Origin of the sequence: Citrobacter sp. C6_1, from assembly GCF_014596835.2 — a bacterium.
In the GTDB taxonomy this organism is placed as follows: Bacteria; Pseudomonadota; Gammaproteobacteria; order Enterobacterales; family Enterobacteriaceae; genus Citrobacter; species Citrobacter pasteurii.
In genome coordinates this window covers 4568096-4594176 of the sequence record NZ_CP115031.1, presented here as the reverse complement: position 1 = coordinate 4594176, position 26081 = coordinate 4568096, and the positions used below count along the sequence as shown (strand labels likewise).

At 53.1% G+C, this 26081-nt stretch carries 25 protein-coding genes and 1 pseudogene; 20 read left to right on the top strand and 6 right to left on the bottom strand.

Annotated elements, in window-relative coordinates; genetic code table 11:
- Positions 1–42: 42 nt before the first annotated feature.
- Complete coding sequence (yigI, locus tag IB196_RS21965; RefSeq protein WP_005133301.1) at positions 43–510, bottom strand: acyl-CoA thioesterase YigI; 468 nt, start codon at positions 508–510, stop codon at positions 43–45.
- 289 nt (positions 511–799) lie between these two features.
- Between yigI and pldA the strand changes: the two genes are divergently transcribed.
- The 3 genes from pldA to rhtC all read left to right on the top strand — a co-directional run bounded on the left by pldA (position 800) and on the right by rhtC (position 4271).
- Entirely contained in the window at positions 800–1669 is an 870-nt protein-coding gene (gene pldA, locus IB196_RS21960) for a phospholipase A (RefSeq protein ID WP_003017916.1), read from the top strand.
- 88 nt (positions 1670–1757) lie between these two features.
- Positions 1758–3587: an ATP-dependent DNA helicase RecQ gene (gene recQ, locus IB196_RS21955; protein ID WP_005133300.1), complete on the top strand. Its 1830-nt coding sequence runs from the start codon at positions 1758–1760 to the stop codon at positions 3585–3587.
- Between the two features lie 63 nt (positions 3588–3650).
- Positions 3651–4271, top strand: a complete 621-nt coding sequence (gene rhtC / locus IB196_RS21950) for a threonine export protein RhtC (protein WP_038634488.1) — start codon at positions 3651–3653, stop codon at positions 4269–4271.
- A 38-nt stretch (positions 4272–4309) separates the two neighbouring features.
- On the opposite strand, the pseudogene IB196_RS21945 reads toward rhtC, so the two are convergent.
- Both IB196_RS21945 and rhtB read right to left on the bottom strand, forming a co-directional pair.
- Positions 4310–4955: pseudogene (locus tag IB196_RS21945) on the bottom strand (Rpn family recombination-promoting nuclease/putative transposase); the annotation flags it as partial.
- Complete coding sequence (rhtB, locus tag IB196_RS21940) at positions 4952–5572, bottom strand: homoserine/homoserine lactone efflux protein (protein ID WP_005133285.1); 621 nt, start codon at positions 5570–5572, stop codon at positions 4952–4954. The pseudogene IB196_RS21945 and the gene rhtB, both read right to left, overlap by 4 nt.
- 110 nt (positions 5573–5682) lie before the next feature.
- Between rhtB and pldB the strand changes: the two genes are divergently transcribed.
- The 3 genes from pldB (at position 5683) to IB196_RS21925 (ending at position 8490) form a co-directional block, all read left to right on the top strand.
- Positions 5683–6699 (top strand): lysophospholipase L2, encoded by a 1017-nt coding sequence (pldB, locus tag IB196_RS21935; RefSeq protein WP_003017911.1) that lies wholly within the window; start codon positions 5683–5685, stop codon positions 6697–6699.
- Between the two features lie 15 nt (positions 6700–6714).
- A complete protein-coding gene (gene yigL, locus IB196_RS21930) occupies positions 6715–7515 on the top strand; it encodes a sugar/pyridoxal phosphate phosphatase YigL (RefSeq protein ID WP_003017910.1) in 801 nt (266 codons plus the stop codon).
- A 75-nt stretch (positions 7516–7590) separates the two neighbouring features.
- Positions 7591–8490: a carboxylate/amino acid/amine transporter gene (locus IB196_RS21925; RefSeq protein ID WP_040230082.1), complete on the top strand. Its 900-nt coding sequence runs from the start codon at positions 7591–7593 to the stop codon at positions 8488–8490.
- On the opposite strand, the gene metR is transcribed toward IB196_RS21925, so the two are convergent.
- Positions 8378–9331, bottom strand: coding sequence for an HTH-type transcriptional regulator MetR (gene metR / locus IB196_RS21920; RefSeq protein ID WP_155022040.1), 954 nt, complete (start codon positions 9329–9331; stop codon positions 8378–8380). The two genes, IB196_RS21925 and metR, sit on opposite strands and share 113 nt — an antisense overlap.
- A gap of 235 nt (positions 9332–9566) precedes the next feature.
- On the opposite strand from metR, the gene metE reads away from it, so the two are divergent.
- Positions 9567–11828: a 5-methyltetrahydropteroyltriglutamate--homocysteine S-methyltransferase gene (gene metE, locus IB196_RS21915; protein ID WP_188232249.1), complete on the top strand. Its 2262-nt coding sequence runs from the start codon at positions 9567–9569 to the stop codon at positions 11826–11828.
- A gap of 51 nt (positions 11829–11879) precedes the next feature.
- On the opposite strand, the gene IB196_RS21910 is transcribed toward metE, so the two are convergent.
- Complete coding sequence (locus IB196_RS21910; RefSeq protein WP_155022039.1) at positions 11880–12686, bottom strand: dienelactone hydrolase family protein; 807 nt, start codon at positions 12684–12686, stop codon at positions 11880–11882.
- Between the two features lie 265 nt (positions 12687–12951).
- On the opposite strand from IB196_RS21910, the gene udp reads away from it, so the two are divergent.
- The 9 genes from udp (at position 12952) to tatD (ending at position 20893) form a co-directional block, all read left to right on the top strand.
- Positions 12952–13713, top strand: coding sequence for a uridine phosphorylase (gene udp, locus IB196_RS21905; protein ID WP_003017903.1), 762 nt, complete (start codon positions 12952–12954; stop codon positions 13711–13713).
- 140 nt (positions 13714–13853) lie between these two features.
- Positions 13854–15284, top strand: a complete 1431-nt coding sequence (gene rmuC, locus IB196_RS21900; protein ID WP_182289626.1) for a DNA recombination protein RmuC — start codon at positions 13854–13856, stop codon at positions 15282–15284.
- Between the two features lie 94 nt (positions 15285–15378).
- Positions 15379–16134: a bifunctional demethylmenaquinone methyltransferase/2-methoxy-6-polyprenyl-1,4-benzoquinol methylase UbiE gene (gene ubiE / locus IB196_RS21895; protein ID WP_182289624.1), complete on the top strand. Its 756-nt coding sequence runs from the start codon at positions 15379–15381 to the stop codon at positions 16132–16134.
- Between the two features lie 13 nt (positions 16135–16147).
- The gene (ubiJ, locus tag IB196_RS21890) at positions 16148–16753 is read left to right on the top strand and encodes a ubiquinone biosynthesis protein UbiJ (protein ID WP_188232250.1); all 606 of its coding nucleotides are present in this window, start codon (positions 16148–16150) and stop codon (positions 16751–16753) included.
- Positions 16750–18390: a ubiquinone biosynthesis regulatory protein kinase UbiB gene (gene ubiB / locus IB196_RS21885; RefSeq protein WP_005133256.1), complete on the top strand. Its 1641-nt coding sequence runs from the start codon at positions 16750–16752 to the stop codon at positions 18388–18390. The genes ubiJ and ubiB overlap by 4 nt, the downstream gene beginning before the upstream one ends.
- Before the next feature lie 78 nt (positions 18391–18468).
- Positions 18469–18723 carry a Sec-independent protein translocase subunit TatA gene (gene tatA, locus IB196_RS21880; RefSeq protein WP_003017888.1) on the top strand — a complete coding sequence of 85 codons (255 nt, stop codon included), beginning with the start codon at positions 18469–18471 and terminating at the stop codon, positions 18721–18723.
- 3 nt (positions 18724–18726) lie between these two features.
- The gene (gene tatB, locus IB196_RS21875) at positions 18727–19275 is read left to right on the top strand and encodes a Sec-independent protein translocase protein TatB (protein ID WP_005133254.1); all 549 of its coding nucleotides are present in this window, start codon (positions 18727–18729) and stop codon (positions 19273–19275) included.
- Between the two features lie 2 nt (positions 19276–19277).
- Positions 19278–20069 (top strand): Sec-independent protein translocase subunit TatC, encoded by a 792-nt coding sequence (gene tatC, locus IB196_RS21870; RefSeq protein ID WP_005133252.1) that lies wholly within the window; start codon positions 19278–19280, stop codon positions 20067–20069.
- 41 nt (positions 20070–20110) lie between these two features.
- A complete protein-coding gene (tatD, locus tag IB196_RS21865) occupies positions 20111–20893 on the top strand; it encodes a 3'-5' ssDNA/RNA exonuclease TatD (RefSeq protein WP_040230092.1) in 783 nt (260 codons plus the stop codon).
- Between the two features lie 6 nt (positions 20894–20899).
- Here the strand turns inward: tatD and rfaH are convergent, their stop codons facing one another.
- Positions 20900–21388 carry a transcription/translation regulatory transformer protein RfaH gene (gene rfaH, locus IB196_RS21860; RefSeq protein ID WP_040230093.1) on the bottom strand — a complete coding sequence of 163 codons (489 nt, stop codon included), beginning with the start codon at positions 21386–21388 and terminating at the stop codon, positions 20900–20902.
- 166 nt (positions 21389–21554) lie between these two features.
- Here rfaH and ubiD point away from each other — a divergent pair, with 166 nt between their 5' ends.
- The 4 genes from ubiD (at position 21555) to IB196_RS21840 (ending at position 25940) form a co-directional block, all read left to right on the top strand.
- Positions 21555–23048, top strand: a complete 1494-nt coding sequence (ubiD, locus tag IB196_RS21855) for a 4-hydroxy-3-polyprenylbenzoate decarboxylase (RefSeq protein WP_040230095.1) — start codon at positions 21555–21557, stop codon at positions 23046–23048.
- A gap of 40 nt (positions 23049–23088) precedes the next feature.
- On the top strand, positions 23089–23790 hold the full coding sequence (gene fre / locus IB196_RS21850; protein ID WP_040230096.1) for an NAD(P)H-flavin reductase: 702 nt from the start codon (positions 23089–23091) through the stop codon (positions 23788–23790).
- 247 nt (positions 23791–24037) lie between these two features.
- The gene (locus tag IB196_RS21845) at positions 24038–24952 is read left to right on the top strand and encodes an ROK family protein (RefSeq protein WP_188232251.1); all 915 of its coding nucleotides are present in this window, start codon (positions 24038–24040) and stop codon (positions 24950–24952) included.
- Positions 24953–24959: 7 nt separating this feature from the next.
- Complete coding sequence (locus tag IB196_RS21840) at positions 24960–25940, top strand: LacI family DNA-binding transcriptional regulator (protein WP_155022037.1); 981 nt, start codon at positions 24960–24962, stop codon at positions 25938–25940.
- Positions 25941–26081 lie beyond the last annotated feature (141 nt).

The window sequence follows — 26081 nt, the reverse complement described above, 5'->3', positions numbered from 1 at the left end:
TCATTGCAGAAATGTAACAGCAGTTTACCTTTTTTTGGCCGCTTACCCCACCATATAAGTGGCGGTTGCGCTGGCAATATAAAGCTGTTCTTCGTTATGCAGTTCCACGCGCGCAACGGCGACTTTATTACCCGCCCGCAGCAGGCTGCTGGTGGCGGTAAAGCGATTCCCTCTGCCTGGTCGCAGGTAATCAACGCGCAAATCGATGGTTCCCATGCGTGACATCCGCTGACGCAGTTCGTCTTCGCTGATCGTCTCATGGCGGGTCAGCGTACTGCCAACGCACACCAGTCCGGCGGCGACGTCCAGCGCCGAGGCGATCACGCCGCCATGCAAAATACTTTGCGCCCAGTTACCTACCATCATCGGTTGGTTATTAAAGGCTAATTGAGCAAATTCTTTCTCATAGCGTTCAAGCTCCAGTCCCAGCGCCCGGTTAAACGGCATATGATAGACAAACATTTCACCCACTAATTTCAGCGCTTGCTCAGCAGTAAGTACGGCAGACATACGATCCCTACATCTCAATGGTTAATGAAATGTTGATATTATGCTTATTATTTGTTGTTTTCTACTTTGGGACGGGATGATTAACGAGGAACTCGCTAAGTATGTATACCCGTCATACTTCAAGTTGCATGTGCGTTGGCAGCGCCTGCTCACCCCAGTCACTTACTTTAGTAAGCTCCTGGGGTTTACAGACTTGCCGCCTTCCTGCAATTTGAATTATTTAGGGTATAGAATACCTGCCAGATAATTATACAATTCATCAATATTTTGGTTCAGGAGAACAGTACCGATGCGGGCGATTCTGGGATGGTTACTACCAGCAGTCATGCTGCCGTTGACCGCGTATGCGCAGGAAGCGACAGTGAAAGAGATTCATGATGCTCCCGCGGTTCGCGGCAGTATTATCGCCAACATGCTGCAGGAGCATGACAATCCTTTCACGCTGTACCCCTATGACACTAACTATCTTATCTACACCAATACCAGCGACATGAACAAAGAGGCGATCAGCAGCTATAGCTGGTCCGAAAATGCGCGCAAAGATGAGGTTAAGTTTCAGCTAAGCCTGGCGTTTCCGCTTTGGCGCGGGATTTTAGGCCCGAACTCGGTGCTTGGTGGCTCCTATACCCAGAAATCCTGGTGGCAGCTTTCGAATAGCGAAGAGTCTTCCCCGTTTCGCGAAACCAATTATGAACCGCAATTGTTCCTCGGTTTCGCCACCGATTATCGCTTTGCCGGTTGGACGCTCCGCGATGTCGAAATGGGGTACAACCATGACTCCAACGGCCGTTCCGATCCCACCTCGCGCAGCTGGAACCGTCTGTACACTCGTCTGATGGCTGAAAATGGTAACTGGCTGGTGGAGGTTAAACCGTGGTACGTCATCGGCAGCACCGACGATAACCCCGACATCACCAAATATATGGGCTACTATCAGCTCAAACTGGGTTATCACCTCGGTGACGCCGTCTTAAGTGCGAAAGGTCAGTACAACTGGAATACCGGTTACGGCGGCGCTGAATTGGGTGTCAGTTACCCCATTACGAAGCATGTGCGTCTTTACACCCAGGTTTACAGCGGTTACGGCGAATCGCTGATTGACTATAACTTCAATCAGACCCGCGTTGGCGTGGGCGTGATGCTCAACGATATCTTCTGACAGGTATTGAGAGTATTTTAATCATTGCAGTTTCTCTCTCAGGCGCTGAAAATAGCGCCTGTTTTTATTTCAGGCTAATGGGGTTAATGTGGCGCAGGCGGAAGTGTTGAATCTGGATATGGGCGCTAAGCAGGTTTTGCAGGAAACCTTTGGCTACCAACAGTTTCGCCCTGGTCAGGAAGAAATCATTGATACCGTGCTCTCTGGTCGCGACTGCCTGGTCGTTATGCCGACCGGTGGCGGTAAATCCCTGTGCTATCAGATTCCCGCATTATTGCTCAACGGACTCACCGTTGTTGTCTCGCCGCTTATTTCCCTGATGAAAGATCAGGTCGACCAATTATTAGCAAACGGCGTTGCGGCAGCGTGTCTGAACTCTACCCAAAGCCGTGAACAGCAGCTTGAGGTGATGGCTGGCTGTCGCAGCGGGCAGATTCGCCTGTTGTACATTGCGCCTGAACGCCTGATGCTGGATAACTTTCTTGAAAATCTGGCGCACTGGAACCCGGTGCTGCTGGCGGTTGATGAAGCGCACTGTATTTCGCAGTGGGGGCATGATTTCCGCCCCGAATACGCTGCGCTGGGACAGTTACGTCAGCGTTTCCCAACCCTGCCGTTTGTGGCGCTGACCGCGACCGCGGACGAAACCACCCGGCTGGACATTGTGCGTCTGCTGGGGCTCAACGACCCGTTAATTCAGATCAGCAGCTTTGACCGCCCAAATATTCGCTACATGCTGATGGAGAAGTTTAAGCCGCTCGATCAGCTGATGCGCTATGTGCAAGAGCAGCGCGGTAAGTCCGGCATTATCTACTGTAACAGTCGCGCTAAAGTCGAGGACACCGCCGCGCGTCTGCAAAGCCGTGGCATCAGCGCCGGGGCTTATCATGCCGGGCTGGAAAATGCCGTACGCGCCGAGGTGCAGGAGAAATTCCAGCGCGATGATCTGCAAATCGTGGTGGCAACCGTGGCGTTCGGCATGGGGATCAACAAACCCAACGTGCGTTTCGTGGTGCATTTCGATATTCCGCGCAACATCGAGTCCTACTACCAGGAAACCGGCCGCGCCGGGCGTGACGGCCTGCCTGCGGAAGCGATGCTGTTTTACGATCCGGCAGATATGGCGTGGCTACGCCGTTGTCTCGAAGAAAAACCCGCTGGGCAACTACTGGATATCGAACGGCATAAGCTCAATGCGATGGGGGCGTTTGCCGAGGCGCAAACCTGTCGTCGCCTGGTGCTGCTGAATTATTTTGGCGAAGGGCGTCAGGAGCCGTGTGGTAACTGCGACATCTGCCTCGATCCGCCAAAACAGTACGACGGACTCATGGATGCGCGTAAAGCGCTGTCGACGATCTACCGCGTTAACCAACGTTTTGGTATGGGCTATGTCGTGGAGGTGCTGCGCGGAGCGAATAACCAACGTATTCGCGAACTGGCCCATGACAAGCTGCCGGTCTATGGCATTGGTCGCGAGCAAAGCCACGAACACTGGGTGAGCGTTATTCGCCAGCTTATTCACCTGGGCCTGGTGACGCAGAATATTGCTCATCACTCCGCGTTACAGTTAACCGAAGCCGCGCGTCCGGTGCTGCGCGGTGAAGTTCCACTACAGCTTGCCGTGCCGCGTATTGTGGCGCTGAAACCGCGCGCGATGCAGAAATCCTTCGGCGGCAACTACGATCGCAAACTGTTCGCCAAATTGCGTAAGCTGCGTAAAGCCATTGCCGATGAAGAAAATATCCCGCCGTATGTGGTGTTCAACGACGCCACGCTGATTGAAATGGCTGAACAGATGCCGGTTTCACCGAGCGAAATGCTGAGTGTCAACGGTGTGGGAATGCGTAAACTTGAGCGTTTTGGCAAAGAGTTTATGGCACTTATCCGCGCACATGTTGATGGTGACGACGAAGAGTAGTCAGCCAGGCAAAAAAGTGCCAGGATGGTGACTCACTGAACTATTCCCCCGCGAGTCATTTTTATGTTAACGCTATTTTTCACCGTTGCGTTGGTGCATATCGTTGCACTGATGAGTCCCGGTCCCGATTTTTTCTTTGTCTCTCAAACGGCCGTTAGCCGTTCGCGTAAAGAGGCGATGATGGGGGTACTGGGCATTACCTGCGGCGTCATGGTCTGGGCGGGCGTGGCGCTGCTCGGTTTACACCTGATCATCGAAAAAATGGCCTGGCTGCACACCATTATTATGGTCGGCGGTGGTCTGTACCTGTGCTGGATGGGGTATCAGATGCTGCGCGGTGCGTTTAAAAAACAGGACGTTGCGGCACCCGCACCGCAGGTTGAACTGGCGCAGAGCGGACGCAGCTTCTTGAAAGGTCTGCTGACCAATCTGGCGAACCCTAAAGCCATTATCTATTTTGGCTCAGTTTTCTCGTTATTTGTTGGCGACAGCGTGGGAACGGGCGCGCGTTGGGGGATTTTTGCCCTGATTATAGTGGAAACGCTGGCGTGGTTTACCGTGGTCGCCAGCCTGTTTGCGCTGCCGAAAATGCGTCGTGGCTATCAGCGCCTGGCGAAGTGGATTGACGGTTTTGCCGGGGCGCTGTTCGCGGGCTTCGGTATCCACCTGATTATTTCGCGCTAAGTTTGTTATCCGCCTGGGAGCTCCAGGCGGAGTATGGTTTATTGCGCAAGCTTTTGTAATTCGTCCTTCGACAGACCGGTCATTTCCATAATCGCGTCGGTATCAAGACCTCGCTTGAGCATTGCTTTTGCTACATCAGTGAGGGCTATGCGCCGCCCTTCTTCGCGACCTATCTGCTTTAGTTGATCCGCCATTGTCATCAATTTTTCTCCATGCTGCGGCACACGCTGTGCCAGCTGATACAATAATGTCTGAACATCTTGTGTATTCCCTGCTTGCACCATGTAGTTTACCAGTACGGTTGTACGGTTATTTGTTGTCCGCTCATCTTCTCCAGCATAAACAGGCGGGTAAGTTTATCCAGCAGCTGCGCCATGTCGCGCTGGCGAATGTGTTTTTGTACTAATGTCAGCGCCGCCATACTGCGATGCTGCATGATTTCATCATCTGGAATAACCGTCACATCCACCAACGGAAACGGTGTGCTGTAAAGTTGAAGGGCGGTTCCCGAATCCTCAAAGTGATCCAGCCAGTTCATTGAGCCTTGCCATGTTAAAAGAGCACAGGAATAACCAGCGGTAACGTGTCGTTTCCCGCCTCAAGATGACGTTGCATCGCTGCGGTAGCGTAGCGCATCAGGCGAAATGACATATGCTTGTCAGGTGAGCTTTGATGCTCGATTAGGCATGCCTTGCCGATGCCAGCAGGGCGCCTATCAGCATAAACAGTGAACCAAACACTTTGTTCAGCGCCTTCATTTGCTTTGGCCCTTTAATCCATCCTGCAATGCGCGTAGCCAGCGTCGCGTAACCGATCATCACAATGATATCGACCACGATGGTCGTAACGCCAAGCACCACGTACTGCATCAGCTGCGGTGCCTGCGGCAGGATGAACTGCGGGAACAGGGCGGCAAGAAAAACAATGCTTTTGGGGTTGGTCAGATTCACAAAGACCGCGCGTTTGAACAGGCGACTGCGCGATTGCGTATTCGCCATGGTGTTCAGATCGATAGCGCCCGCTGCCCGCCATTGTTGAATACCCAGCCAAATCAGATAGGCCGCTCCCGCCCACTTCAGCACCTCAAACGCGATCACCGAACGAGAAAATAGCGTTCCCAGCCCCACGCCAACCAAAACGATATGAATGCCCAGCCCGGTCTGTAAACCCGCAATCGACGCGCTGGCACCGCGATAACCATGGCTGATAGCGGTGGTCATGGTATTGATTGCGCCAGAGCCTGGGGACAGGCTCAAAATGATAGAGGTCAGCAGGTAGGCGAACCACCATTCAAAGGTCATGAGAAACTCCCGGATTGTCTATTTTTATGCCACAATACGCTACTGCCGTTAGGTTGTGTCAGCGACGGCGAAAAAAACGATTTTACTTGGTCAGCGAGGCTGGATACCCGATGTTTCAGCAGCAAAAAGACTGGGAAACAAGAGAAAACGCGTTTGCTGCTTTTTCCATGGGGCCACTGACAGATTTCTGGCGTCAGCGGGAAGAAGCGGAATTTACGGGTGTGGATGATATCCCCGTACATTTTGTTCGTTTTCATGCAGAAAAAAACGATCGCGTCATCGTCGTCTGTCCTGGACGCATTGAAAGTTACGTGAAATACGCTGAACTGGCGTATGACCTGTTTCATTCTGGTTTTGACGTACTCATTATCGACCACCGTGGCCAGGGGCGTTCCGGGCGTATGCTGTCAGATCCGCATCGTGGTCATGTCGATAACTTTAATGACTATGTCGACGATTTAACCGCCTTCTGGCAGCAGGAAGTGCTACCCGGTCCGTGGAGAAAACGCTATATACTGGCGCATTCTATGGGCGGAGCGATTGCCACATTGTTCCTGCAGCGCCACCCGAATCAGTGTGATGCCATCGCGCTTTGTGCGCCGATGTTTGGTATTGTGATGCGCTTTCCTGACTGGATGGTGCGCCACATTCTGGACTGGGCTGAAGGGCATCCACGGATCCGAGAAGGCTATGCGATGGGAACCGGGCGCTGGCGGGCGCTACCCTTCGGTATGAATGCGCTAACCCATAGTCGACAGCGCTATCGGCGCAATCTACGCTTCTATGCTGATGAGCCACGGCTACGCGTAGGCGGCCCGACCTACCATTGGGTGCGTGAAGGGATTCTGGCTGGCGAACAGGTTCTGGCTGGCGCGGGAGACGACGCGACGCCGACGCTGCTGATTCAGGCCGAAGAAGAGCGTGTAGTGGATAACCGCATGCACGATCGTTTTTGTGAACTCCGCGCCGCAGCGGGCCATCCTGTAGAAGGAGGTCAGCCGCTTGTCATAAAAGGCGCGTACCATGAGATCCTTTTTGAAAAGGACGCAATGCGCTCAGTCGCGCTTAACGCTATTGTCGAATTTTTCGACAAGCATAACTCATCCAGCGGAACCCGCTTTGCCTAGAGGTTGAATTTTCTTATGTATCAGGTTGTTGCGTCTGATTTAGACGGTACGCTGCTTTCCCCCGACCATACTCTGTCCCCATATGCTAAAGAGACGCTGAAATTACTGACTGCTCGTGGCGTTAACTTCGTGTTTGCGACTGGCCGTCATCATGTTGATGTGGGACAAATTCGCGATAACCTCGGCATTAAAACCTACATGATCACCTCCAATGGCGCGCGGGTGCATGATTCTGACGGAAACCTGGTGTTTTCGCATAACCTGGATCGCGACATTGCCAGCGACCTGTTTGGCGTAGTGAATGCAAACCCGGACATCGTGACCAACGTTTATCGCGATGATGAGTGGTTTATGAACCGCCATCGCCCCGACGAAATGCGCTTTTTCAAAGAAGCGGTGTTTAACTATTCTCTGTTTGAACCTGCGCTACTGGAGCCGGAGGGCGTCAGCAAAGTGTTCTTCACCACCGATTCTCACGAAAGGCTGCTGCCGCTGGAGCAGGCGATTAACGCCCGCTGGGGCGATCGCGTTAACGTCAGCTTCTCTACGCTTACCTGTCTGGAAGTCATGGCGGGCGGCGTGTCGAAAGGTCATGCGCTGGAAGCGGTGGCGAAAGCGATGGGCTACAGCCTGAAAGACTGCATCGCTTTTGGCGACGGGATGAACGATGCGGAAATGCTCTCCATGGCGGGCAAAGGCTGCATCATGGGCAATGCCCACCAGCGCCTGAAGGATCTGCACCCAGAACTGGAAGTCATTGGTCTTAATGCTGACGATGCCGTGCCGCACTACCTGCGCGATCTCTTTTTAAAGTGATTGTTCTTTAGTTGACCAGTTGTCAACTAAACTCTCCGCTACAATGGATGTTCCCTGTTCTAAGAGGCATCCATTGTGGCGCTACTCATCATTACCACTATTTTGTGGGCCTTTTCCTTCAGCCTGTTTGGCGAGTACCTTGCCGGTCATGTCGATAGCTATTTTGCGGTGCTGGTGCGCGTTGGACTCGCGTTGCTGGTGTTCCTGCCGTTTTTACGTACCCGCGGGCACAGCGTAAAAACGATCGCGCTGTATATGCTGGTGGGGGCCATGCAGCTTGGCATTATGTATATGCTGAGTTTTCACGCCTACCTGTATCTGACGGTTTCAGAACTGTTGCTTTTCACCGTGCTGACGCCGCTCTACATCACGCTGATTTATGACCTGATGAGCGGACGCCGTCTGCGCTGGAGCTACGCTTTCAGTGCGTTACTGGCGGTGATTGGCGCGGGGATTATTCGTTACGATCAGGTAACCAGCCACTTCTGGACTGGCCTGATACTGGTGCAGCTTTCTAATATTAGTTTTGCCATCGGTATGGTGGGCTATAAGCGTCTGATGGAAACCCGCCCAATGCCACAGCACAACGCTTTTGCCTGGTTTTACATGGGGGCCTTTCTGGTGGCTGTCGTGGCCTGGTTCATGCTGGGTAATGCGCAGAAAATGCCTGCAACCACGCTGCAGTGGGGAATTCTGGTCTTTCTTGGCGTGGCGGCGTCCGGCATTGGTTACTTTATGTGGAACTACGGTGCGACCCAGGTAGATGCAGGTACGTTGGGCATCATGAACAATATGCATGTGCCGGCCGGGCTGTTGGTCAACCTGGCTATCTGGCATCAACAGCCTCACTGGCCAAGCTTCATCATTGGCGCGGCTGTGATAGTGGCCTCACTGTGGGTACATCGAAAGTGGGTCGTTCCGCACTCCGCACAAACGGCAGATGATCGCAGGCGTGATTCCGCGCTGAGCGAATAAACGCTTCCGTGACTGGCTGTCGCTGCTCGCCATCACGCACGGCGGCGTACAGTCGGCTCCACAATCCATCGCCCAGGGTTTTGGTCACCACCAGGCCCTGGCGTTCAAAACTCTCCACCACCCAGTGTGGTAACGCGGCGATACCCATTCTGGCGGCAACCATTTGAATCAGCAGCAGGGTGTTATCCACGCTCTTCAGCGACGGGCTCACGCCCGCAGGCTGTAAGAAATGCCGCCAGACATCCAGTCGACTCCGTTGCACCGGGTAAATAAGCAGCGTCTCGCTGGCCAAATCTTCCGGCGCGATTTGCGTTTTGCTGGCCAACGGATGGTCAGGCGCCAGGACCAGGCGGACTTCAAAATCGAACATCGGCGAGTAGTGCAGTCCGCTGCGCGGCAGAATGTCGGAGGTTAACACCAGATCCAGCTCATCCTGCTGTAGCGCCGGTTGCGGATCGAACGTCACGCCGGATTTAAAGTCCATCTCCACCTGCGGCCAGTTGGCACGAAAATTCTCCAGCGCGGGCGTCAGCCATTGAATACAGCTGTGACATTCAATCGCGATACGCAGTCGGGTTTGCTGCGGTTCGTTGCAGGCCTGCAGCGCCCGACCAATTTGCGGCAATACCTGATTTGCCAGCTGCAGCAAAATTTCGCCCTGCGGCGTAAAGCGCAGCGGCTGGCTTTTACGGACAAAGAGTCGAAAGCCAAGGCGCTGCTCCAGATCGCTGAACTGGTGAGAAAGGGCGGATTGGGTCTGATGCAACGTCGCCGCAGCGGCTGCCAGCGAACCACTATTCCGCAACGCCTGGAGCGTTTTCAGATGTTTAATCTCGATCATGAAAGTCCTTCACTTCGGCATGAACAAATTGCGCTTGAGGAATATACAGTAACCGCCAATTATGGATGTGTAAACATCTGGACGGCTAAAATCCTTCGTCTTTTAAATTTATGGTGCGTTGGCTTCGTTTCCCCACCCCAGTCACTTACTTCAGTAAGCTCCTGGGGATGAGTAAACTTGCCGCCTTCCCTAAATTCAAAATCCATAGGATTTACATGTAATTAGAGGAAGAAAAATGACAATATTGAATCACACCCTCGGTTTCCCTCGCGTTGGCCTGCGTCGCGAGTTGAAGAAAGCGCAAGAAAGTTACTGGGCGGGAAATTCTTCCCGTGAAGATTTGCTGACCGTTGGCCGCGAGCTGCGTGCCCGCCATTGGGAGCAGCAGAAGCAGGCGGGTGTTGACCTGCTGCCGGTGGGCGATTTTGCCTGGTACGATCACGTGCTGACCACCAGCCTGCTGCTCGGCAACGTTCCGGCTCGTCATCAGAATAAAGACGGCTCGGTTGATATCGATACCTTATTCCGCATTGGCCGTGGCCGCGCACCGACCGGTGAGCCCGCGGCGGCGGCAGAAATGACCAAATGGTTTAACACCAACTATCACTACATGGTGCCGGAGTTCACCAAAGGTCAGCAGTTCAAACTGACCTGGACCCAGCTGCTGGATGAAGTAGACGAAGCGCTGGCGCTTGGCCATAAAGTGAAACCTGTGCTGCTGGGGCCGGTAACTTACCTGTGGCTAGGGAAAGTGAAGGGCGAACAGTTTGACCGCCTGAGTCTGTTGAACGACATTCTGCCGGTTTACCAGCAGGTGCTGGCGGAACTGGCAAAACGGGGTATTGAGTGGGTACAAATCGATGAACCTGCTCTGGTACTGGAGCTGCCGCAAGCGTGGCTGGATGCCTTTAAACCGGCTTATGACGCTCTGCAGGGCCAGGTGAAGCTGCTACTGACCACCTACTTCGAAGGCGTAACGCCAAACCTGGATACCATTACCGCGCTGCCGGTGCAGGGGCTGCACGTTGACTTCGTGCACGGTAAAGATGATGTCGCCGAGCTGCACAAACGTCTGCCTGCCGACTGGCTGCTGTCAGCGGGTCTGGTGAACGGACGCAACGTCTGGCGCGCCGACCTCAGCGAAAAACACGCGCAAATTAAAGATATCGTCGGGAAACGTGACCTGTGGGTGGCTTCTTCCTGCTCCCTGCTGCACAGCCCCATCGATCTCAGCGTGGAAACCCGCCTTGATGCAGAGGTGAAGAGCTGGTTTGCCTTCGCCCTGCAAAAATGCGGCGAGCTGGCGCTACTGCGTGATGCGTTGAACAGCGGCGATACCGCGGCGCTGATTGAATGGAGCGCACCGATTCAGGCGCGTCGCCACTCTACTCGTGTCCACAACGCCGCAGTGGAAAAACGTCTGGCGGCGATCACTGCCCAGGACAGCCAGCGTGCCAACGCTTATCCGGTTCGTGCCGAGGCACAGCGTGCCCGCTTTAATCTGCCGGCATGGCCGACCACGACTATCGGCTCATTCCCGCAAACCACGGAAATTCGCGGCCTGCGCCTGGACTTCAAAAAAGGCAACCTGGATGCCGGTAACTACCGCACCGGTATCGCGGAACATATCAAACAGGCGATCGTTGAACAGGAACGTCTGGGGCTCGACGTGCTGGTGCACGGTGAAGCCGAACGTAACGACATGGTGGAATACTTTGGTGAACATCTGGACGGGTTCGTCTTTACCCAGAACGGTTGGGTGCAGAGCTACGGTTCTCGCTGCGTGAAGCCACCGGTAGTCATTGGCGACGTCAGCCGCCCGGAAGCGATCACCGTGGAGTGGGCGAAGTATGCCCAGTCGCTGACCGACAAACCGGTAAAAGGTATGCTGACCGGTCCGGTGACCATTCTTTGCTGGTCATTCCCGCGTGAAGACGTGACGCGTGAAACCATCGCGAAGCAGATTGCGCTGGCGTTGCGTGATGAAGTTGCGGATCTGGAAGCGGCGGGGATCGGTATTATCCAGATTGATGAGCCGGCGCTGCGCGAAGGTCTGCCATTGCGTCGCAGCGACTGGGCGGCGTATCTGGAGTGGGGCGTGGAAGCCTTCCGCATTAACGCGGCGGTGGCGAAGGATGAAACCCAGATCCACACCCACATGTGTTACTGCGAGTTCAACGACATCATGGACTCCATTGCGGCGCTGGACGCGGACGTGATCACCATTGAAACCTCTCGTTCTGATATGGAGTTACTGGAGTCGTTTGAAGAGTTCGATTACCCGAACGAAATCGGGCCGGGCGTCTACGACATTCACTCGCCGAACGTCCCGAGCGTGGAGTGGATTGAAGCCCTGCTGAAGAAAGCCGAACAGCGTATTCCGGCAGAGCGTTTGTGGGTGAACCCGGATTGCGGCCTGAAAACGCGCGGCTGGCCGGAAACCCGTGCCGCGCTGGCAAACATGGTTAAAGCGGCGCAGAATCTGCGTCAGGCGTAAAAAAACGGAGGCTGATGCCTCCGTTTTGTTTATTGGTTTGCCTGGCGGGAATTATTTCTTCCCATCGTATTGCGCGAACCACTCCAGCATTCTCTGCCATCCATCCTTAGCGGACTCTTCGTGGTAACTTGGGCGATAATCGGCGTTAAACGCATGCCCGGCATCGGGATAGACCACGATTTCCGCTTTCGCATTGGCGGCGCGCAGCGCCTGACGCATTGTTTCAACGGTATCTTGTGGAATACTGATATCCTGGCCGCCATAAAGTCCCAGAACGGGGGCGTTAAGATCGGTCGCGATATCAACGGGATGTTTGGGGGAGTTCAGCGTTTTATCGCCCACCAGTTTGCCGTACCACGCCACCGCCGCTTTTAACTGCGGATTATGTGCGGCATACAGCCAGGTAATGCGTCCGCCCCAGCAAAATCCGGTGATCATCAGTTGGTGCGCATCTCCCCCGTTGCGGGAGGCCCAGCTGGCGACGTGATCCAAATCGGCCAGTACCTGAGAGTCAGGCACTTTGGCGACAAGGCCGCTGAGCAGCGTGGGGATGTCGGCAAAGTCATTGGGATCGCCTTCGCGAAAATAGAGTTCTGGTGCGATAGCCAGATACCCTTCCAGAGCCAGACGGCGGCAAACGTCACGAATGTGTTCATGAATGCCAAAAATCTCCTGCACGACAATAACCACGGGCAGCGGGCCATCGGTTTGCTTTGGTCGTGCGTGATACGCTGGCATATCATCGCCTTGTGAAGGTATGGACGTTACACCGGCGATAATCGCGTTATCCGGAGTGTGAACCGTGGTAGATGTCGGTGGAGATACAGCAGGTGCAAAGCCAGATTGTCGTGTTGTCATGGTATTCTCCGTACCCTTAAATATTCAGCCCAAAAGCGCATTGTTAACTATAGACACATGCAACGAACCACATTGCCTTAAACGGTCTATCTTTTGTGCAGGGCTTCCTTACATTGCATTGTTTATGTGATGTGTATCACTATTTCATGGTAATTGAATGCAATTGATTTACATCATAGTGATGACTGTCACGAAAATATGTTCATGCCTTCGGTAAAGTATGTTTTTGCTTCTTCTGACAAAACCGATTCACAGAGGAGTTTTTATGTCTAAGTCTGATGTTTTTCATCTCGGCCTCACTAAGAGCGATTTACAAGGGGCTACGCTTGCTATCGTCCCTGGCGACCCGGAGCGTGTGGAAAAGATCGCCGCGCTGATGGATAAGCCGGTTAAGCTGGCATCTCATCGCGAGTTCACTACCTGGCGTGCTGAGCTGGATGGTAAAGCCGTGATCGTTTGCTCTACCGGTATCGGCGGCCCGTCAACCTCTATTGCCGTAGAAGAACTGGCACAGCTGGGCATTCGTACCTTCCTGCGTATCGGTACGACTGGCGCTATCCAGCCGCATATCAACGTGGGTGATGTCCTGGTCACCACGGCGTCTGTCCGTCTGGATGGTGCAAGCCTGCACTTCGCGCCAATGGAGTTCCCGGCCGTTGCCGACTTCGAGTGCACCACTGCGCTGGTGGAAGCGGCGAAATCTATCGGCGCCACTACCCACGTTGGCGTTACCGCGTCTTCTGATACCTTCTACCCGGGCCAGGAGCGTTACGACACCTTCTCTGGTCGCGTAGTGAGCCGTTTCAAAGGCTCGATGGAAGAGTGGCAGTCGATGGGCGTTATGAACTACGAAATGGAATCTGCCACGCTGCTGACCATGTGCGCCAGCCAGGGTCTGCGTGCTGGTATGGTCGCGGGTGTTATCGTGAACCGTACTCAGCAAGAGATCCCGAATGCGGAAACGATGAAACAAACGGAAAGCCACGCGGTGAAAATCGTGGTGGAAGCTGCGCGTCGTTTACTGTAATTCTCCCTTCTTTGCTAAAAGGCCGACGCGTTCGGCCTTTTTATTTTGCGTAGTGCCTCGCAGGAAATTCCTTTTAAACTGGACGTTTATACAGCACAATTCTATTTTGTGCGGGTAAGTTGTTGCTGTAAGGGGGCGTTGTGGATATTTCAATTATGATGAGTGCCGTGCTGGCGTTAGCCGCAGGGCTGCTGGTTGGGTGGCTGGCAACAAAAGCGCACGCCGACAGGATCCGTGCCGACCTCATCGAAGAACGACGTGAACTGGATATCGCGCTAAGCGCCGCCCGGCAGCAACTCTCACAGGAGGCCCACTGGCGCGACGAATGCGAACTGCTGAATAACGAACTCCGCAGCCTGCAGAGTATCAATACCTCGCTGGAGGCCGATCTCCGGGAAGTCACCACTCGTCTGGAAGCAACGCAACAGCATGCGGAAGATAAAATTCGCCAGATGATCAACAGTGAACAGCGCTTGAGCGAACAGTTTGAGAATCTGGCGAACCGCATTTTCGAGCACAGTAACCGTCGGGTAGATGAGCAAAATCGCCAAAGCCTGAACAGCCTGCTGGCACCGCTTCGCGAACAACTGGACGGTTTTCGACGCCAGGTTCAGGACAGCTTTGGTAAAGAGGCACAGGAACGCCATACTCTGGCGCACGAAATTCGTAATCTCCAGCAACTGAACGCGCAGATGGCACAGGAAGCAGTAAACCTGACGCGTGCATTAAAAGGGGATAACAAAACGCAGGGTAACTGGGGCGAGGTGGTACTCACGCGGGTGCTTGAGGCTTCCGGTCTGCGTGAAGGTTATGAATACGAAACCCAGGTCAGCATCGAAAACGACGCCCGCTCGCGGATGCAGCCAGATGTTATTGTCCGATTACCGCAGGGCAAAGATGTGGTGATCGACGCGAAAATGACGCTGGTTGCCTATGAACGCTATTTTAACGCTGAAGATGAATTCACCCGCGAGAGCGCGTTGCAGGAGCATATCGCCTCGGTGCGAAACCATATTCGTCTGCTGGGTCGCAAAGACTATCAGCAGCTTCCTGGGTTACGTACGCTTGACTATGTGCTGATGTTTATCCCCGTTGAGCCTGCTTTTTTACTGGCGCTCGACAGGCAGCCTGAACTGATTACCGAAGCGCTTAGAAATAATATTATGCTGGTCAGTCCCACTACGCTGTTGGTGGCATTGCGTACGATTGCCAATCTGTGGCGCTACGAGCATCAGAGCCGTAATGCGCAACAAATTGCCGATCGGGCCAGCAAACTTTATGACAAGATGCGGTTGTTTGTGGATGATATGTCGGCAATAGGTCAAAGCCTGGATAAAGCCCAGGACAACTACCGACAGGCGATGAAAAAACTCTCTTCCGGTCGTGGAAACGTCCTGTCGCAGGCAGAAGCGTTTCGCAGTTTAGGGGTGGAAATTAAGCGCGAGATTAATCCTGAACTGGCTGAACAAGCCACGACCCAGGATGAAGAGTACCGTTTGCGCTCGGTCCCTGAGACGCAACAGGATGAGCCTTACCCCGATGATGAAGCGGTAAATCAGCAATCAAGCTAGTCCATTTGGGGTAGTTGAACCCGGCAGAAGGGTAGGGCAAATTGACCCAATCTGTTACACTTCTCGAACATTTTTTGAATGAGCAGGCACTGAGATGGTGGATAATTCACAAGAAACGACGCACTTTGGCTTTCAGACCGTCGCTAAAGAGCAGAAAGCTGACATGGTGGCTCACGTTTTTCATTCTGTGGCCTCTAAATATGACGTTATGAATGACTTAATGTCATTCGGCATTCATCGTTTGTGGAAGCGCTTCACCATTGACTGCAGTGGCGTGCGTCGCGGACAAACCGTTCTCGATTTGGCTGGCGGTACCGGCGATCTGACGGCGAAATTCTCTCGCATGGTAGGCGAAACCGGCAACGTTGTGCTGGCAGATATCAATGACTCAATGCTCAAAATGGGTCGCGAAAAGCTGCGCAATATCGGTGTAGTGGGGAACGTTGAGTACGTTCAGGCGAATGCGGAAGCGTTACCTTTCCCTGACAACACGTTTGACTGCATCACCATCTCTTTTGGTCTGCGCAACGTGACGGATAAAGACAAAGCATTACGCTCAATGTATCGCGTGTTGAAGCCGGGCGGGCGTTTACTGGTGCTGGAATTCTCCAAGCCGATTATCGAACCGTTGAGCAAAGCCTACGACGCGTACTCTTTCCACGTTCTGCCGCGAATTGGCTCCATGGTAGCAAGCGATGCAGACAGTTATCGCTATTTGGCGGAGTCCATCCGCATGCATCCCGATCAGGACACCTTAAAAGCAATGATGCAAGATGCCGGGTTCGAAAGCGTTGATTACTACAACCTGACGGCAGGTGTCGTTGCGCTGCATCGTGGCTACAAGTTCTGACAGGAGATTGGGGATGCCTTTAAAACCCTTAGTGACCGCAGGCGTTGAAAATCTGCTCAACACCTTTCTGTACCGTTCCCCTGCGCTCAAGTCAGCCAGAACGCGTTTACAGGGCCAAGTGCTACGTGTTGATCTCAAAGGATTTTCAACACCGTTAGTCCTGGTGTTTAGTGAGCGCCAGGTCGATGTGCTGGGGGCATGGGAAGGCGAAGCCGATTGCACCGTAATCACACATGCCAGCGTGTTACCGAAACTACGCGATCGGCAGCAACTCACCACGCTTATTCGCAGCGGTGAGCTGGAAGTCCAGGGCGATATTCAGGTCGTGCAGAACTTTGTGGCGTTGGCCGATCTGGCGGAGTTTGATCCCGCTGAACTGTTAGCGCCCTATACTGGCGATATCGTCGCGGAAGGAGTCAGTAAAGTGTTGCGTGGTGGAGCTAAGTTCCTGCGCCGCAACATTCAGCGCCAGCAGCGTTATGTTGCTGAAGCGATCACCGAAGAGTGGCGCATGGCTCCGGATCCGCTTGAGGTTGCATGGTTTGCAGAAGAAACGGCAGCCGTTGAGCGCGCGGTCGAATCTCTGGCTACACGGCTGGAAAAACTGGAGGCCAAATGACGCCAGGTGAAGTACGGCGCCTTTATTTCATCATTCGCACTTTTTTAAGCTACGGTCTTGATGAACTCATCCCTAAAATGCGTATCACGCTGCCGCTCCGGCTGTGGCGTTACTCGCTGTTCTGGATGCCCAACCGACACAAAGATAAGCCGCTGGGAGAAAGGCTGAGACTGGCTTTGCAGGAATTGGGGCCGGTGTGGATCAAATTTGGTCAAATGCTCTCAACCCGTCGTGATCTTTTCCCTCCGCATATTGCCGATCAGCTAGCGCTACTGCAGGATCGGGTTGCGCCATTCGATGGGCAACGCGCGAAAGAACAAATCGAAGAGGCGATGGGGGGGCTACCCGTCGAGGAATGGTTTGATGATTTTGAGATTACACCGCTGGCATCTGCGTCTATTGCTCAGGTTCACACCGCGCGGTTGAAATCGAATGGCAAAGAGGTGGTAATCAAAGTTATTCGTCCGGATATCTTGCCAGTAATCAAAGCCGATTTAAAACTGATCTATCGCCTTGCTCGTTGGGTTCCTCGCCTGCTGCCGGATGGTCGTCGTCTGCGGCCAACAGAAGTCGTCCGTGAATATGAAAAAACATTGATCGACGAGCTGAACCTGCTGCGTGAGTCGGCAAACGCCATTCAACTGCGACGCAATTTTGAAGACAGCCCAATGCTGTACATCCCGGAAGTGTACTCAGACTATTGCAGTCAGAACATGATGGTGATGGAGCGTATTTACGGTATCCCTGTTTCGGATGTTGCCACGCTTGAGAAGAACGGCACCAATATGAAACTGTTGGCCGAGCGTGGTGTTCAGGTCTTCTTTACTCAGGTATTCCGCGACAGCTTTTTCCATGCGGATATGCACCCTGGGAACATTTTCGTGAGTTATGAGCACCCTGAAAACCCGAAATACATTGGTATTGATTGTGGGATCGTGGGTTCCTTAAACAAAGAAGATAAGCGCTACCTGGCTGAAAACTTTATTGCGTTCTTTAACCGCGACTACCGCAAAGTAGCTGAACTGCACGTGGATTCTGGCTGGGTTCCGCCGGATACCAACGTTGAAGAGTTCGAATTCGCCATTCGTACCGTGTGCGAGCCGATCTTCGAAAAGCCGCTGGCAGAGATCTCCTTTGGTCACGTGCTGTTGAATCTGTTCAATACGGCACGTCGATTTAATATGGAAGTCCAGCCTCAACTGGTGTTGTTACAGAAGACGCTGTTGTACGTTGAGGGTGTTGGCCGACAGCTCTATCCTCAGTTAGATCTGTGGAAAACGGCCAAGCCTTTCCTTGAATCCTGGATTAAAGATCAGGTAGGTATTCCGGCGCTTGTCAGGGCATTTAAAGAAAAAGCACCATTCTGGGTCGAAAAAATGCCAGAAATACCTGAACTTGTGTATGACAGTTTGCGCCAGGGCAAATATTTACAGCACAGTGTTGATAAGATTGCGCGCGAGCTTCATGCGAATCACGTACGTCAGGGACAATCCCGTTATTTATTGGGTATTGGCGCAACGTTGCTGTTAAGTGGGACATTCCTGCTGGTAAGCCGCCCTGAGTGGGGGCTTATGCCGGGCTGGTTAATCGCGGGTGGTGTTATCGCCTGGCTGATCGGCTGGCGCAAAATGCGCTGATTTTTTCATCGCCCAAGGCAGGTCGTGTAACGTATACTACGGCCTTATTAATTCATCATCTATGACAGAGGAACATGTATGGGTGGTATCAGTATTTGGCAGTTGTTGATCATTGCCGTCATCGTTGTACTGCTATTTGGCACCAAGAAACTCGGCTCCATCGGTTCCGACCTTGGCGCGTCTATTAAAGGCTTCAAGAAAGCGATGGGTGATGATGAACCTAAGCAGGATAAAACCAGCCAGGACGCTGATTTTACCGCTAAATCCATCACCGATAAGCAGGGTGAAGTGAAGAAAGAAGACGCCAAAAGCCAAGATAAAGAGCAGGTATAATCCGTGTTTGATATCGGTTTTAGCGAACTGTTATTGGTGTTCGTTATCGGCCTCATCGTACTGGGGCCGCAACGATTGCCAGTGGCAGTAAAAACGGTCGCGGGCTGGGTCCGTGCGCTGCGCTCTCTTGCAACTACCGTGCAGAATGAACTGACCCAGGAGCTTAAGCTTCAGGAGTTTCAGGACAGCCTGAAGAAAGTAGAGAAAGCGAGCCTGACAAATTTGACGCCGGAGCTGAAAGCATCGATGGATGAGCTGCGCGAAGCGGCTGAGTCGATGAAGCGTTCTTACAGCGTGCACGATCCTGAGAAAGCGAGCGATGAAGCGCACACTATCCATAATCCGGTAGTGAAAGAAGCGGAAGCGCAGCGAGAAGGAGTTACCCCTGCAGCCGCTGAAAACCAGGCCAGTTCGCCGGAGCAAAAACCGGAATCCACGGCTGCTGACACGCCGGAGTTGAAGGAAACTGCTTCCGTTACGTCGATGGACGCGGAAAAGAAACCTGCTGCACCAGCTGTCGAATCCTCACCCTCGTCGAGTGATAAACCGTAAACATGTCTGTAGAAGATACTCAACCGCTCATCACGCATCTTATTGAGCTGCGTAAGCGACTCCTGAACTGCATTATTGCGGTTATGGTGATCTTTCTGGCGTTGGTTTATTTTGCCAACGACATTTACCATATGGTTGCAGCGCCGCTGATTAAACAGATGCCGCAGGGTGCAACGATGATCGCCACCGATGTGGCTTCACCGTTCTTTACCCCGATAAAGCTAACCTTTATGGTGTCGCTGATCCTGTCGGCACCGGTGATCCTGTACCAGGTATGGGCATTTATTGCGCCTGCTTTATATAAGCATGAACGCCGCCTTGTCGTGCCGCTGCTGGTCTCAAGTTCGCTGTTGTTCTATATCGGGATGGCATTCGCCTATTTTGTCGTCTTCCCGCTGGCGTTTGGCTTCCTTGCCAACACAGCTCCGCAAGGCGTGCAGGTTTCGACAGACATTGCCAGTTATCTCAGCTTTGTCATGGCACTGTTTATGGCGTTTGGCGTCTCTTTTGAGGTTCCTGTCGCCATTGTATTGCTGTGCTGGATGGGCATTACGACACCTGATGATTTACGTAAGAAACGCCCTTACGTAGTTGTCGGGGCATTTGTCGTGGGGATGTTACTGACTCCACCAGATGTCTTCTCGCAAACGCTGTTGGCTATACCGATGTACTGTCTGTTTGAAGTGGGTGTTTTCTTCTCTCGTTTTTATGTCGGTAAGCGACGTACGCGGGACGAAGACAACGAGGCAGAGAATGCGAAAGAAGCCGAAGCCACCGAGAAAACCGAAGAGTAAATTCAGCCGCCCGTAAGGGCGGTTGTCATATGGGAGGATGCATGTTTGATATTGGCGTTAATTTAACCAGTTCACAATTTGCGAAAGACCGGGATGAGGTCGTGGCGCGCGCCTTTGCTGCGGGCGTAAACGGTATGCTTCTGACCGGAACAAACCTGCATGAAAGCCAGCAGGCGCTAAAGTTGGCACAGCATTATCCGCATTGCTGGTCCACGGCTGGCGTGCACCCGCATGACAGCAGCCAATGGCAATCCTCAACGGAAGACGAGATTATCGCGCTGGCGAACCAGTCCGAAGTGGTCGCCATTGGTGAATGCGGCCTGGATTTTAATCGTAATTACTCCACTGCGCAGGAACAGGAACGGGCTTTTGAGGCGCAATTGCGTATTGCCGCCGAATTGCAGATGCCTGTTTTCATGCATTGTCGGGATGCCCACGAACGTTTTCTTACGCTGCTGGAACCCTGGCTGGACAGCCTCCCCGGCGCAGTGCTGCACTGTTTCACCGGTTCGCGCCGGGAGATGCAGGACTGCGTGGACCGAGGGCTTTATATCGGGATTACCGGATGGGTCTGCGATGAGCGTCGGGGGATGGAACTACGGGAGCTACTGCCTTTTATCCCGGTGGAAAGGCTGCTGATAGAAACAGACGCGCCCTATTTACTCCCACGCGATCTGGCCCCGAAGCCGACTTCCCGACGCAATGAACCTGCACACCTGCCGCATATTCTTGAGCGTATTGCGCACTGGCGCGGGGAAGATCCTCAGTGGCTATCAACGGCGATTGATGCCAACGTCAGAACGTTATTCGAAGTGACCTTCTGAGTCTGTTTATATTTTTCGAAAGCCGGTGTTTTTCACGCTCTGCTTAACCTCTTTATTCAACAGGTTAAGCAGGAGCATGGAACGTGCTTCGCCATCCGGTTCGGTGAAGATCGCTTTTAGCCCCTCAAACGCCCCTTCAGTAATAATTACGCTGTCCCCTGGCTGAGGAGTTTGCGGGTCAACAATTCCTTCTGGCTTGTAGATAGAAAGCTGGTGAATAACGGGAGAAGGAACTGTCGCAGGCGTCGCGCCAAAACGGACGAAATGGCTGACGCCACGTGTCGCATTGATAGTGGTGGTGTGGATCACTTCCGGATCGAACTCGACAAACATGTAATTAGGGAAAAGTGGCTCACTGACTGTGGTACGTTTACCACGCACCATTTTTTCCAGGGTGATCATTGGCGTCAAACAGTTTACTGCTTGTCTTTCCAGGTGTTCCTGGGCACGCTGAAGTTGCCCGCGTTTGCAGTACAGTAAATACCAGGCTTGCATAATAACTCTTATCCGCTTGTTCTGAGCGCAAGCATAGCAAAAGTCATTATACACTTCATCTTTCAAGCCTCATCGGTGTTGGTTGCCAGAGTTCACGCTAATTTAACAAAAATACAGCATCACAATGATGAACGCCGTATAATGACGCGCTTACACAGAGGCCATAATGGACGCCATGAAATATCACGACTTACGCGACTTCCTGACGCAGCTTGAACAGCAGGGCGAGCTCAAACGCATTACGCTTCCAGTGGATCCCCATCTGGAGATCACTGAAATTGCCGATCGCACTTTGCGTGCCGGTGGGCCTGCGCTGCTGTTTGAGAATCCAAAAGGCTATTCAATGCCGGTACTGTGCAATCTGTTTGGCACTCCGAAGCGTGTCGCCATGGGGATGGGGCAAGAAGATGTCTCAGCACTACGGGAAGTTGGTAAGCTGTTGGCGTTTTTGAAAGAGCCGGAGCCGCCGAAAGGATTCCGCGATCTGTTTGATAAGCTGCCGCAGTTCAAGCAGGTACTGAACATGCCGACCAAACGGCTACGCGGTGCGCCTTGTCAGCAAAAAATTTCTTCAGGTGATGACGTTGATTTAAACCGTATACCGATCATGACCTGCTGGCCGGAAGATGCTGCGCCGCTGATTACATGGGGACTCACCGTCACGCGTGGTCCGCATAAAGAGCGACAGAATCTGGGTATTTATCGCCAACAGCTGATTGGCAAAAACAAGCTCATTATGCGTTGGCTTTCACATCGTGGCGGCGCGCTGGATTATCAGGAGTGGTGCGCGGCACACCCTGGTGAGCGTTTCCCAGTCTCCGTTGCGTTAGGGGCAGACCCGGCGACCATTCTGGGCGCTGTGACCCCTGTACCTGATACATTATCAGAGTACGCCTTCGCCGGGCTGCTGCGTGGCACCAAGACCGAAGTCGTCAAATGCATCTCCAACGATCTCGAAGTACCCGCCAGCGCTGAAATTGTTCTGGAAGGCTATATCGAGCCGGGTGAACTGGCACCGGAAGGACCGTATGGCGATCATACGGGTTATTACAATGAAGTGGATAGCTTCCCAGTTTTCACCGTCACACACATCACCCAACGCGAAGATGCGATTTATCACTCCACCTACACCGGACGTCCACCAGATGAGCCAGCGGTGCTCGGTGTGGCGCTGAATGAGGTCTTTGTCCCTATTCTGCAAAAGCAGTTCCCGGAAATCGTCGATTTTTACCTACCTCCGGAAGGTTGTTCATATCGCCTGGCCGTGGTGACGATGAAAAAACAGTACGCGGGTCATGCCAAACGCGTCATGATGGGCGTTTGGTCGTTTTTGCGTCAGTTTATGTACACTAAATTTGTTATTGTCTGCGATGATGACGTCAACGCGCGTGACTGGAATGATGTGATTTGGGCAATTACTACCCGTATGGACCCGGCCCGGGATACGGTACTGGTAGAGAATACGCCGATTGATTACCTGGACTTTGCCTCGCCGGTATCCGGTCTTGGTTCAAAAATGGGGCTGGATGCCACAAATAAATGGCCGGGTGAAACCCAACGAGAGTGGGGACGCCCGATTAAAAAAGATCCTGAAGTGACTGCGCGTATTGACGCAATTTGGGATGAACTGGCCATCTTTAATGACGGCAAAAGCGCCTGAGGCGCGATCGTTTTGCCTATTGATCCGACAGAGAGAGCGCATGACAACCTTAAGCTGTAAAGTGACCTCGGTAGAAGCTATCACTGACACCGTATATCGCGTTCGTTTAGTGCCTGACGCGGCATTTTCCTTTCGTGCAGGTCAGTATTTAATGGTCGTGATGGATGAAAGGGATAAGCGTCCGTTTTCCATGGCATCAACGCCGGACGAGCAAGGATTCATTGAGCTGCACGTTGGCGCTTCTGAGCTAAATCTTTATGCCATGGCGGTGATGGATCGCATTCTGAAAGACCGGGAAATCAAGGTCGATATTCCGCATGGCGAAGCTTGGCTGCGTGATGAAGATGAGCGTCCGCTGATGCTGATCGCGGGCGGTACAGGGTTCTCTTACGTGCGTTCCATTCTGCTCACCGCGCTGGCGCGTAATCCCAACCGCGATATCACCATTTACTGGGGCGGGCGCGAAGAGAAGCATCTCTACGATCTCTCTGAGCTGGAAGCGTTGTCGGTGAATCACCCGAACCTGCGCGTTGAGCCGGTGGTAGAGCAGCCTGAAGACGGCTGGCGTGGTCGTACGGGAACCGTGTTAACGGCAGTATTGCAGGATTACGGTACTCTGGCGGAACACGATATCTACATCGCCGGGCGTTTCGAGATGGCTAAAATCGCGCGCGACCTGTTCTGCAATGAACGTCAGGCACGTGAAGATCGTCTGTTTGGTGACGCGTTCGCGTTTATTTAAGCGATGTGCGCCGGAACCCCGCCGGCGCATTGATAAATTCCCCACCTTCCACATGACGGTTGCTGTCTTGGCATCTTTGCATATCTCCTGACTTACAAAACCTCATTATTTTTAGTAAACAAAATCATTTCCTGTTTATATGCAAATATCACAGCATTTTGTGATACTTCACTATTTGTTTAGTAAACAAATCAGGCACTCTATGCAGCATCATAATTGCGAGATGCCAATGAGAGGAGAGGCCACCATGAGGCTCGGACTGGATATCGGCGGGACTAAAATTGAAGCGGTGGTAATTGATAACGCGGGTGAAATTGTTTTCCGCGAGCGATGTGCGACACCAAAGCAGAGTTACGGTGATTTTTTCCAGGCTGTGACCGGGATGATTGCTAAGGCGAGACAGGCCGTTAATCAGCCTTTCTCAATTGGCGTTGGGGTGCCCGGCGCGGTGGATAGCGAAGGTTTGATTAAGAATTCCAATATTCTGGTGCTGAATCAGCAGGCATTTTCACAAGATCTTGAGCGTGCATTAGGAATGCCTGTGCCCGTAACCAATGACGCCAACTGCTTTACCCTGTCGGAAGCGATGGACGGTAGCGGACACGGGCATAGCGTGGTATTTGGTGTGATCCTCGGTACCGGTTGCGGCGGTGGACTATGCATCGATAACCGGTTGATCTCCGGCCCTAACGCCTGTGCCGGAGAGTGGGGACATAATGCATTGCCGCGCTACCACGAATCTCGGGACGGGGCTGAAGTGACATGCTATTGCGGACAGGTGAACTGTATTGAGAGCTTTATTTCCGGCAGCGGCCTGGAGCGTCAGTATATGAATCACACCGCGCAACATGCAGGTGTGCCACATATTATGCAGCGTGTAGAATCGGGTGATACGGTAGCCTGCTTGGTATGGGAACGCTATTGTGATCAACTGGCACGTGCGTTGGCGGGTATTGTGAATACACTCGACCCTGATGTCATTGTGCTGGGAGGGGGGGTATCCAATATCACATTACTGTATTCGGGTTTGCAGGCACGCGTGGCACAGTACGTGTTTGGTAAACAGTGCCGTACACCGATCGTTCAGGCCCGACACGGCGACAGCAGCGGTGTCCGTGGCGCAGCCTGGCTGGGAGCACAAAAGGCTAGCGTAAATCAATGAGAGTGACATGACGAAACCTGTACGAATCAGAGATATTGCCGAAGCCTGCGGCGTTTCAGTTGGCGCTGTATCCCGCGCACTAAAAGGGCAGCCAGGGCTACGTGAAGATACCCGGTTGCGCATTATTTCTGTGGCGCAGCAGCAGGGTTATGATTTTTCTCGCCTGCGCGCAGACAAGATCAAACGCGTCCTGTTTTTACTGCATCGTCAGCACAATATCAGTCGGGCTTTACCGTTTTACTCGCAACTGCTGCTGGGTATCGATGATGCCTGCCGGGAGCAGGGTATTGCGCTGAGCTTTCTGTCTATCGGTCCGGGCGATGCAGTGAGTGAGCAGGTGATGCTGCACCAGCCTGATGCGCTGATCTGCGCCGGTTTTTTTGAACCTGAGTTGCTTGGGCTGCTGCAACAGATGAAATTGCCGTTGGTGCTGGTGGATCTCTGGGCGCCGGGGCTGCCCTGCGTGAATCCGGATAATACCCAGGGTGGCTATCTGGCTACGCAACATCTGATTACGCAAGGGCGCAGGCGTATCGCTTTTCTTGCCAGTTCGCTTGCGCACTACAGCATCCGTCAGCGGGAGAAGGGCTACCGTCAGGCATTGTATGAGGCCCGCTTGCTGATGCCGCCAGAGTACGACGCCGTTGCGCCGCCATTGCTGGATACTGAACAATCGTTGGTGGAAGCGGTTAATGAGCTGCTCAGGCTGCCGGAACCGCCTGATGCCATTTTTGCCTATAACGACGCGGCAGCGCTGGTTGTTCAGCGGGTGTGCGCGCAGCAGGGTATACGTATCCCGGAAGATCTTGCGCTGGTGGGGTTTGATGATATCGATGCTGCGGCCTGGTCACATCCGCCGCTGACTACGATTGCGGTTGATAAACAGCAACTGGGGCGTGAAGCGCTGCGTTTATTGCTGGAAGAGAAACAGGAAGAGAATCTGCTGTTGCCGGTGCAGTTAGTGGTACGTAGCAGTTCAGGGAAATAAAAAACCCGCCCCTGACAGGCGGGAAGAACGGCAACTAAACTTTCTCTCTTCGCCATTGGCACCATAACTGTGTTGGCTGCGCTCATTCACCCGAATCACTTACTACACGTAAGCTCATCGGGATGAATGAGGGACATCCGT

Coding starts and splice junctions, on each gene's coding strand:
- yigI (WP_005133301.1), bottom strand. CDS start 510: ATGTCTGCCGTACTTACTGCTGAGCAAGCGCTGAAATTAGTGGGTGAA.
- pldA (WP_003017916.1), top strand. CDS start 800: ATGCGGGCGATTCTGGGATGGTTACTACCAGCAGTCATGCTGCCGTTG.
- rhtC (WP_038634488.1), top strand. CDS start 3,651: ATGTTAACGCTATTTTTCACCGTTGCGTTGGTGCATATCGTTGCACTG.
- rhtB (WP_005133285.1), bottom strand. CDS start 5,572: ATGACCTTTGAATGGTGGTTCGCCTACCTGCTGACCTCTATCATTTTG.
- pldB (WP_003017911.1), top strand. CDS start 5,683: ATGTTTCAGCAGCAAAAAGACTGGGAAACAAGAGAAAACGCGTTTGCT.
- yigL (WP_003017910.1), top strand. CDS start 6,715: ATGTATCAGGTTGTTGCGTCTGATTTAGACGGTACGCTGCTTTCCCCC.
- metR (WP_155022040.1), bottom strand. CDS start 9,331: ATGATCGAGATTAAACATCTGAAAACGCTCCAGGCGTTGCGGAATAGT.
- metE (WP_188232249.1), top strand. CDS start 9,567: ATGACAATATTGAATCACACCCTCGGTTTCCCTCGCGTTGGCCTGCGT.
- IB196_RS21910 (WP_155022039.1), bottom strand. CDS start 12,686: ATGACAACACGACAATCTGGCTTTGCACCTGCTGTATCTCCACCGACA.
- udp (WP_003017903.1), top strand. CDS start 12,952: ATGTCTAAGTCTGATGTTTTTCATCTCGGCCTCACTAAGAGCGATTTA.
- ubiE (WP_182289624.1), top strand. CDS start 15,379: ATGGTGGATAATTCACAAGAAACGACGCACTTTGGCTTTCAGACCGTC.
- ubiJ (WP_188232250.1), top strand. CDS start 16,148: ATGCCTTTAAAACCCTTAGTGACCGCAGGCGTTGAAAATCTGCTCAAC.
- ubiB (WP_005133256.1), top strand. CDS start 16,750: ATGACGCCAGGTGAAGTACGGCGCCTTTATTTCATCATTCGCACTTTT.
- tatA (WP_003017888.1), top strand. CDS start 18,469: ATGGGTGGTATCAGTATTTGGCAGTTGTTGATCATTGCCGTCATCGTT.
- tatC (WP_005133252.1), top strand. CDS start 19,278: ATGTCTGTAGAAGATACTCAACCGCTCATCACGCATCTTATTGAGCTG.
- tatD (WP_040230092.1), top strand. CDS start 20,111: ATGTTTGATATTGGCGTTAATTTAACCAGTTCACAATTTGCGAAAGAC.
- rfaH (WP_040230093.1), bottom strand. CDS start 21,388: ATGCAAGCCTGGTATTTACTGTACTGCAAACGCGGGCAACTTCAGCGT.
- ubiD (WP_040230095.1), top strand. CDS start 21,555: ATGGACGCCATGAAATATCACGACTTACGCGACTTCCTGACGCAGCTT.
- fre (WP_040230096.1), top strand. CDS start 23,089: ATGACAACCTTAAGCTGTAAAGTGACCTCGGTAGAAGCTATCACTGAC.
- IB196_RS21845 (WP_188232251.1), top strand. CDS start 24,038: ATGAGGCTCGGACTGGATATCGGCGGGACTAAAATTGAAGCGGTGGTA.
- IB196_RS21840 (WP_155022037.1), top strand. CDS start 24,960: ATGACGAAACCTGTACGAATCAGAGATATTGCCGAAGCCTGCGGCGTT.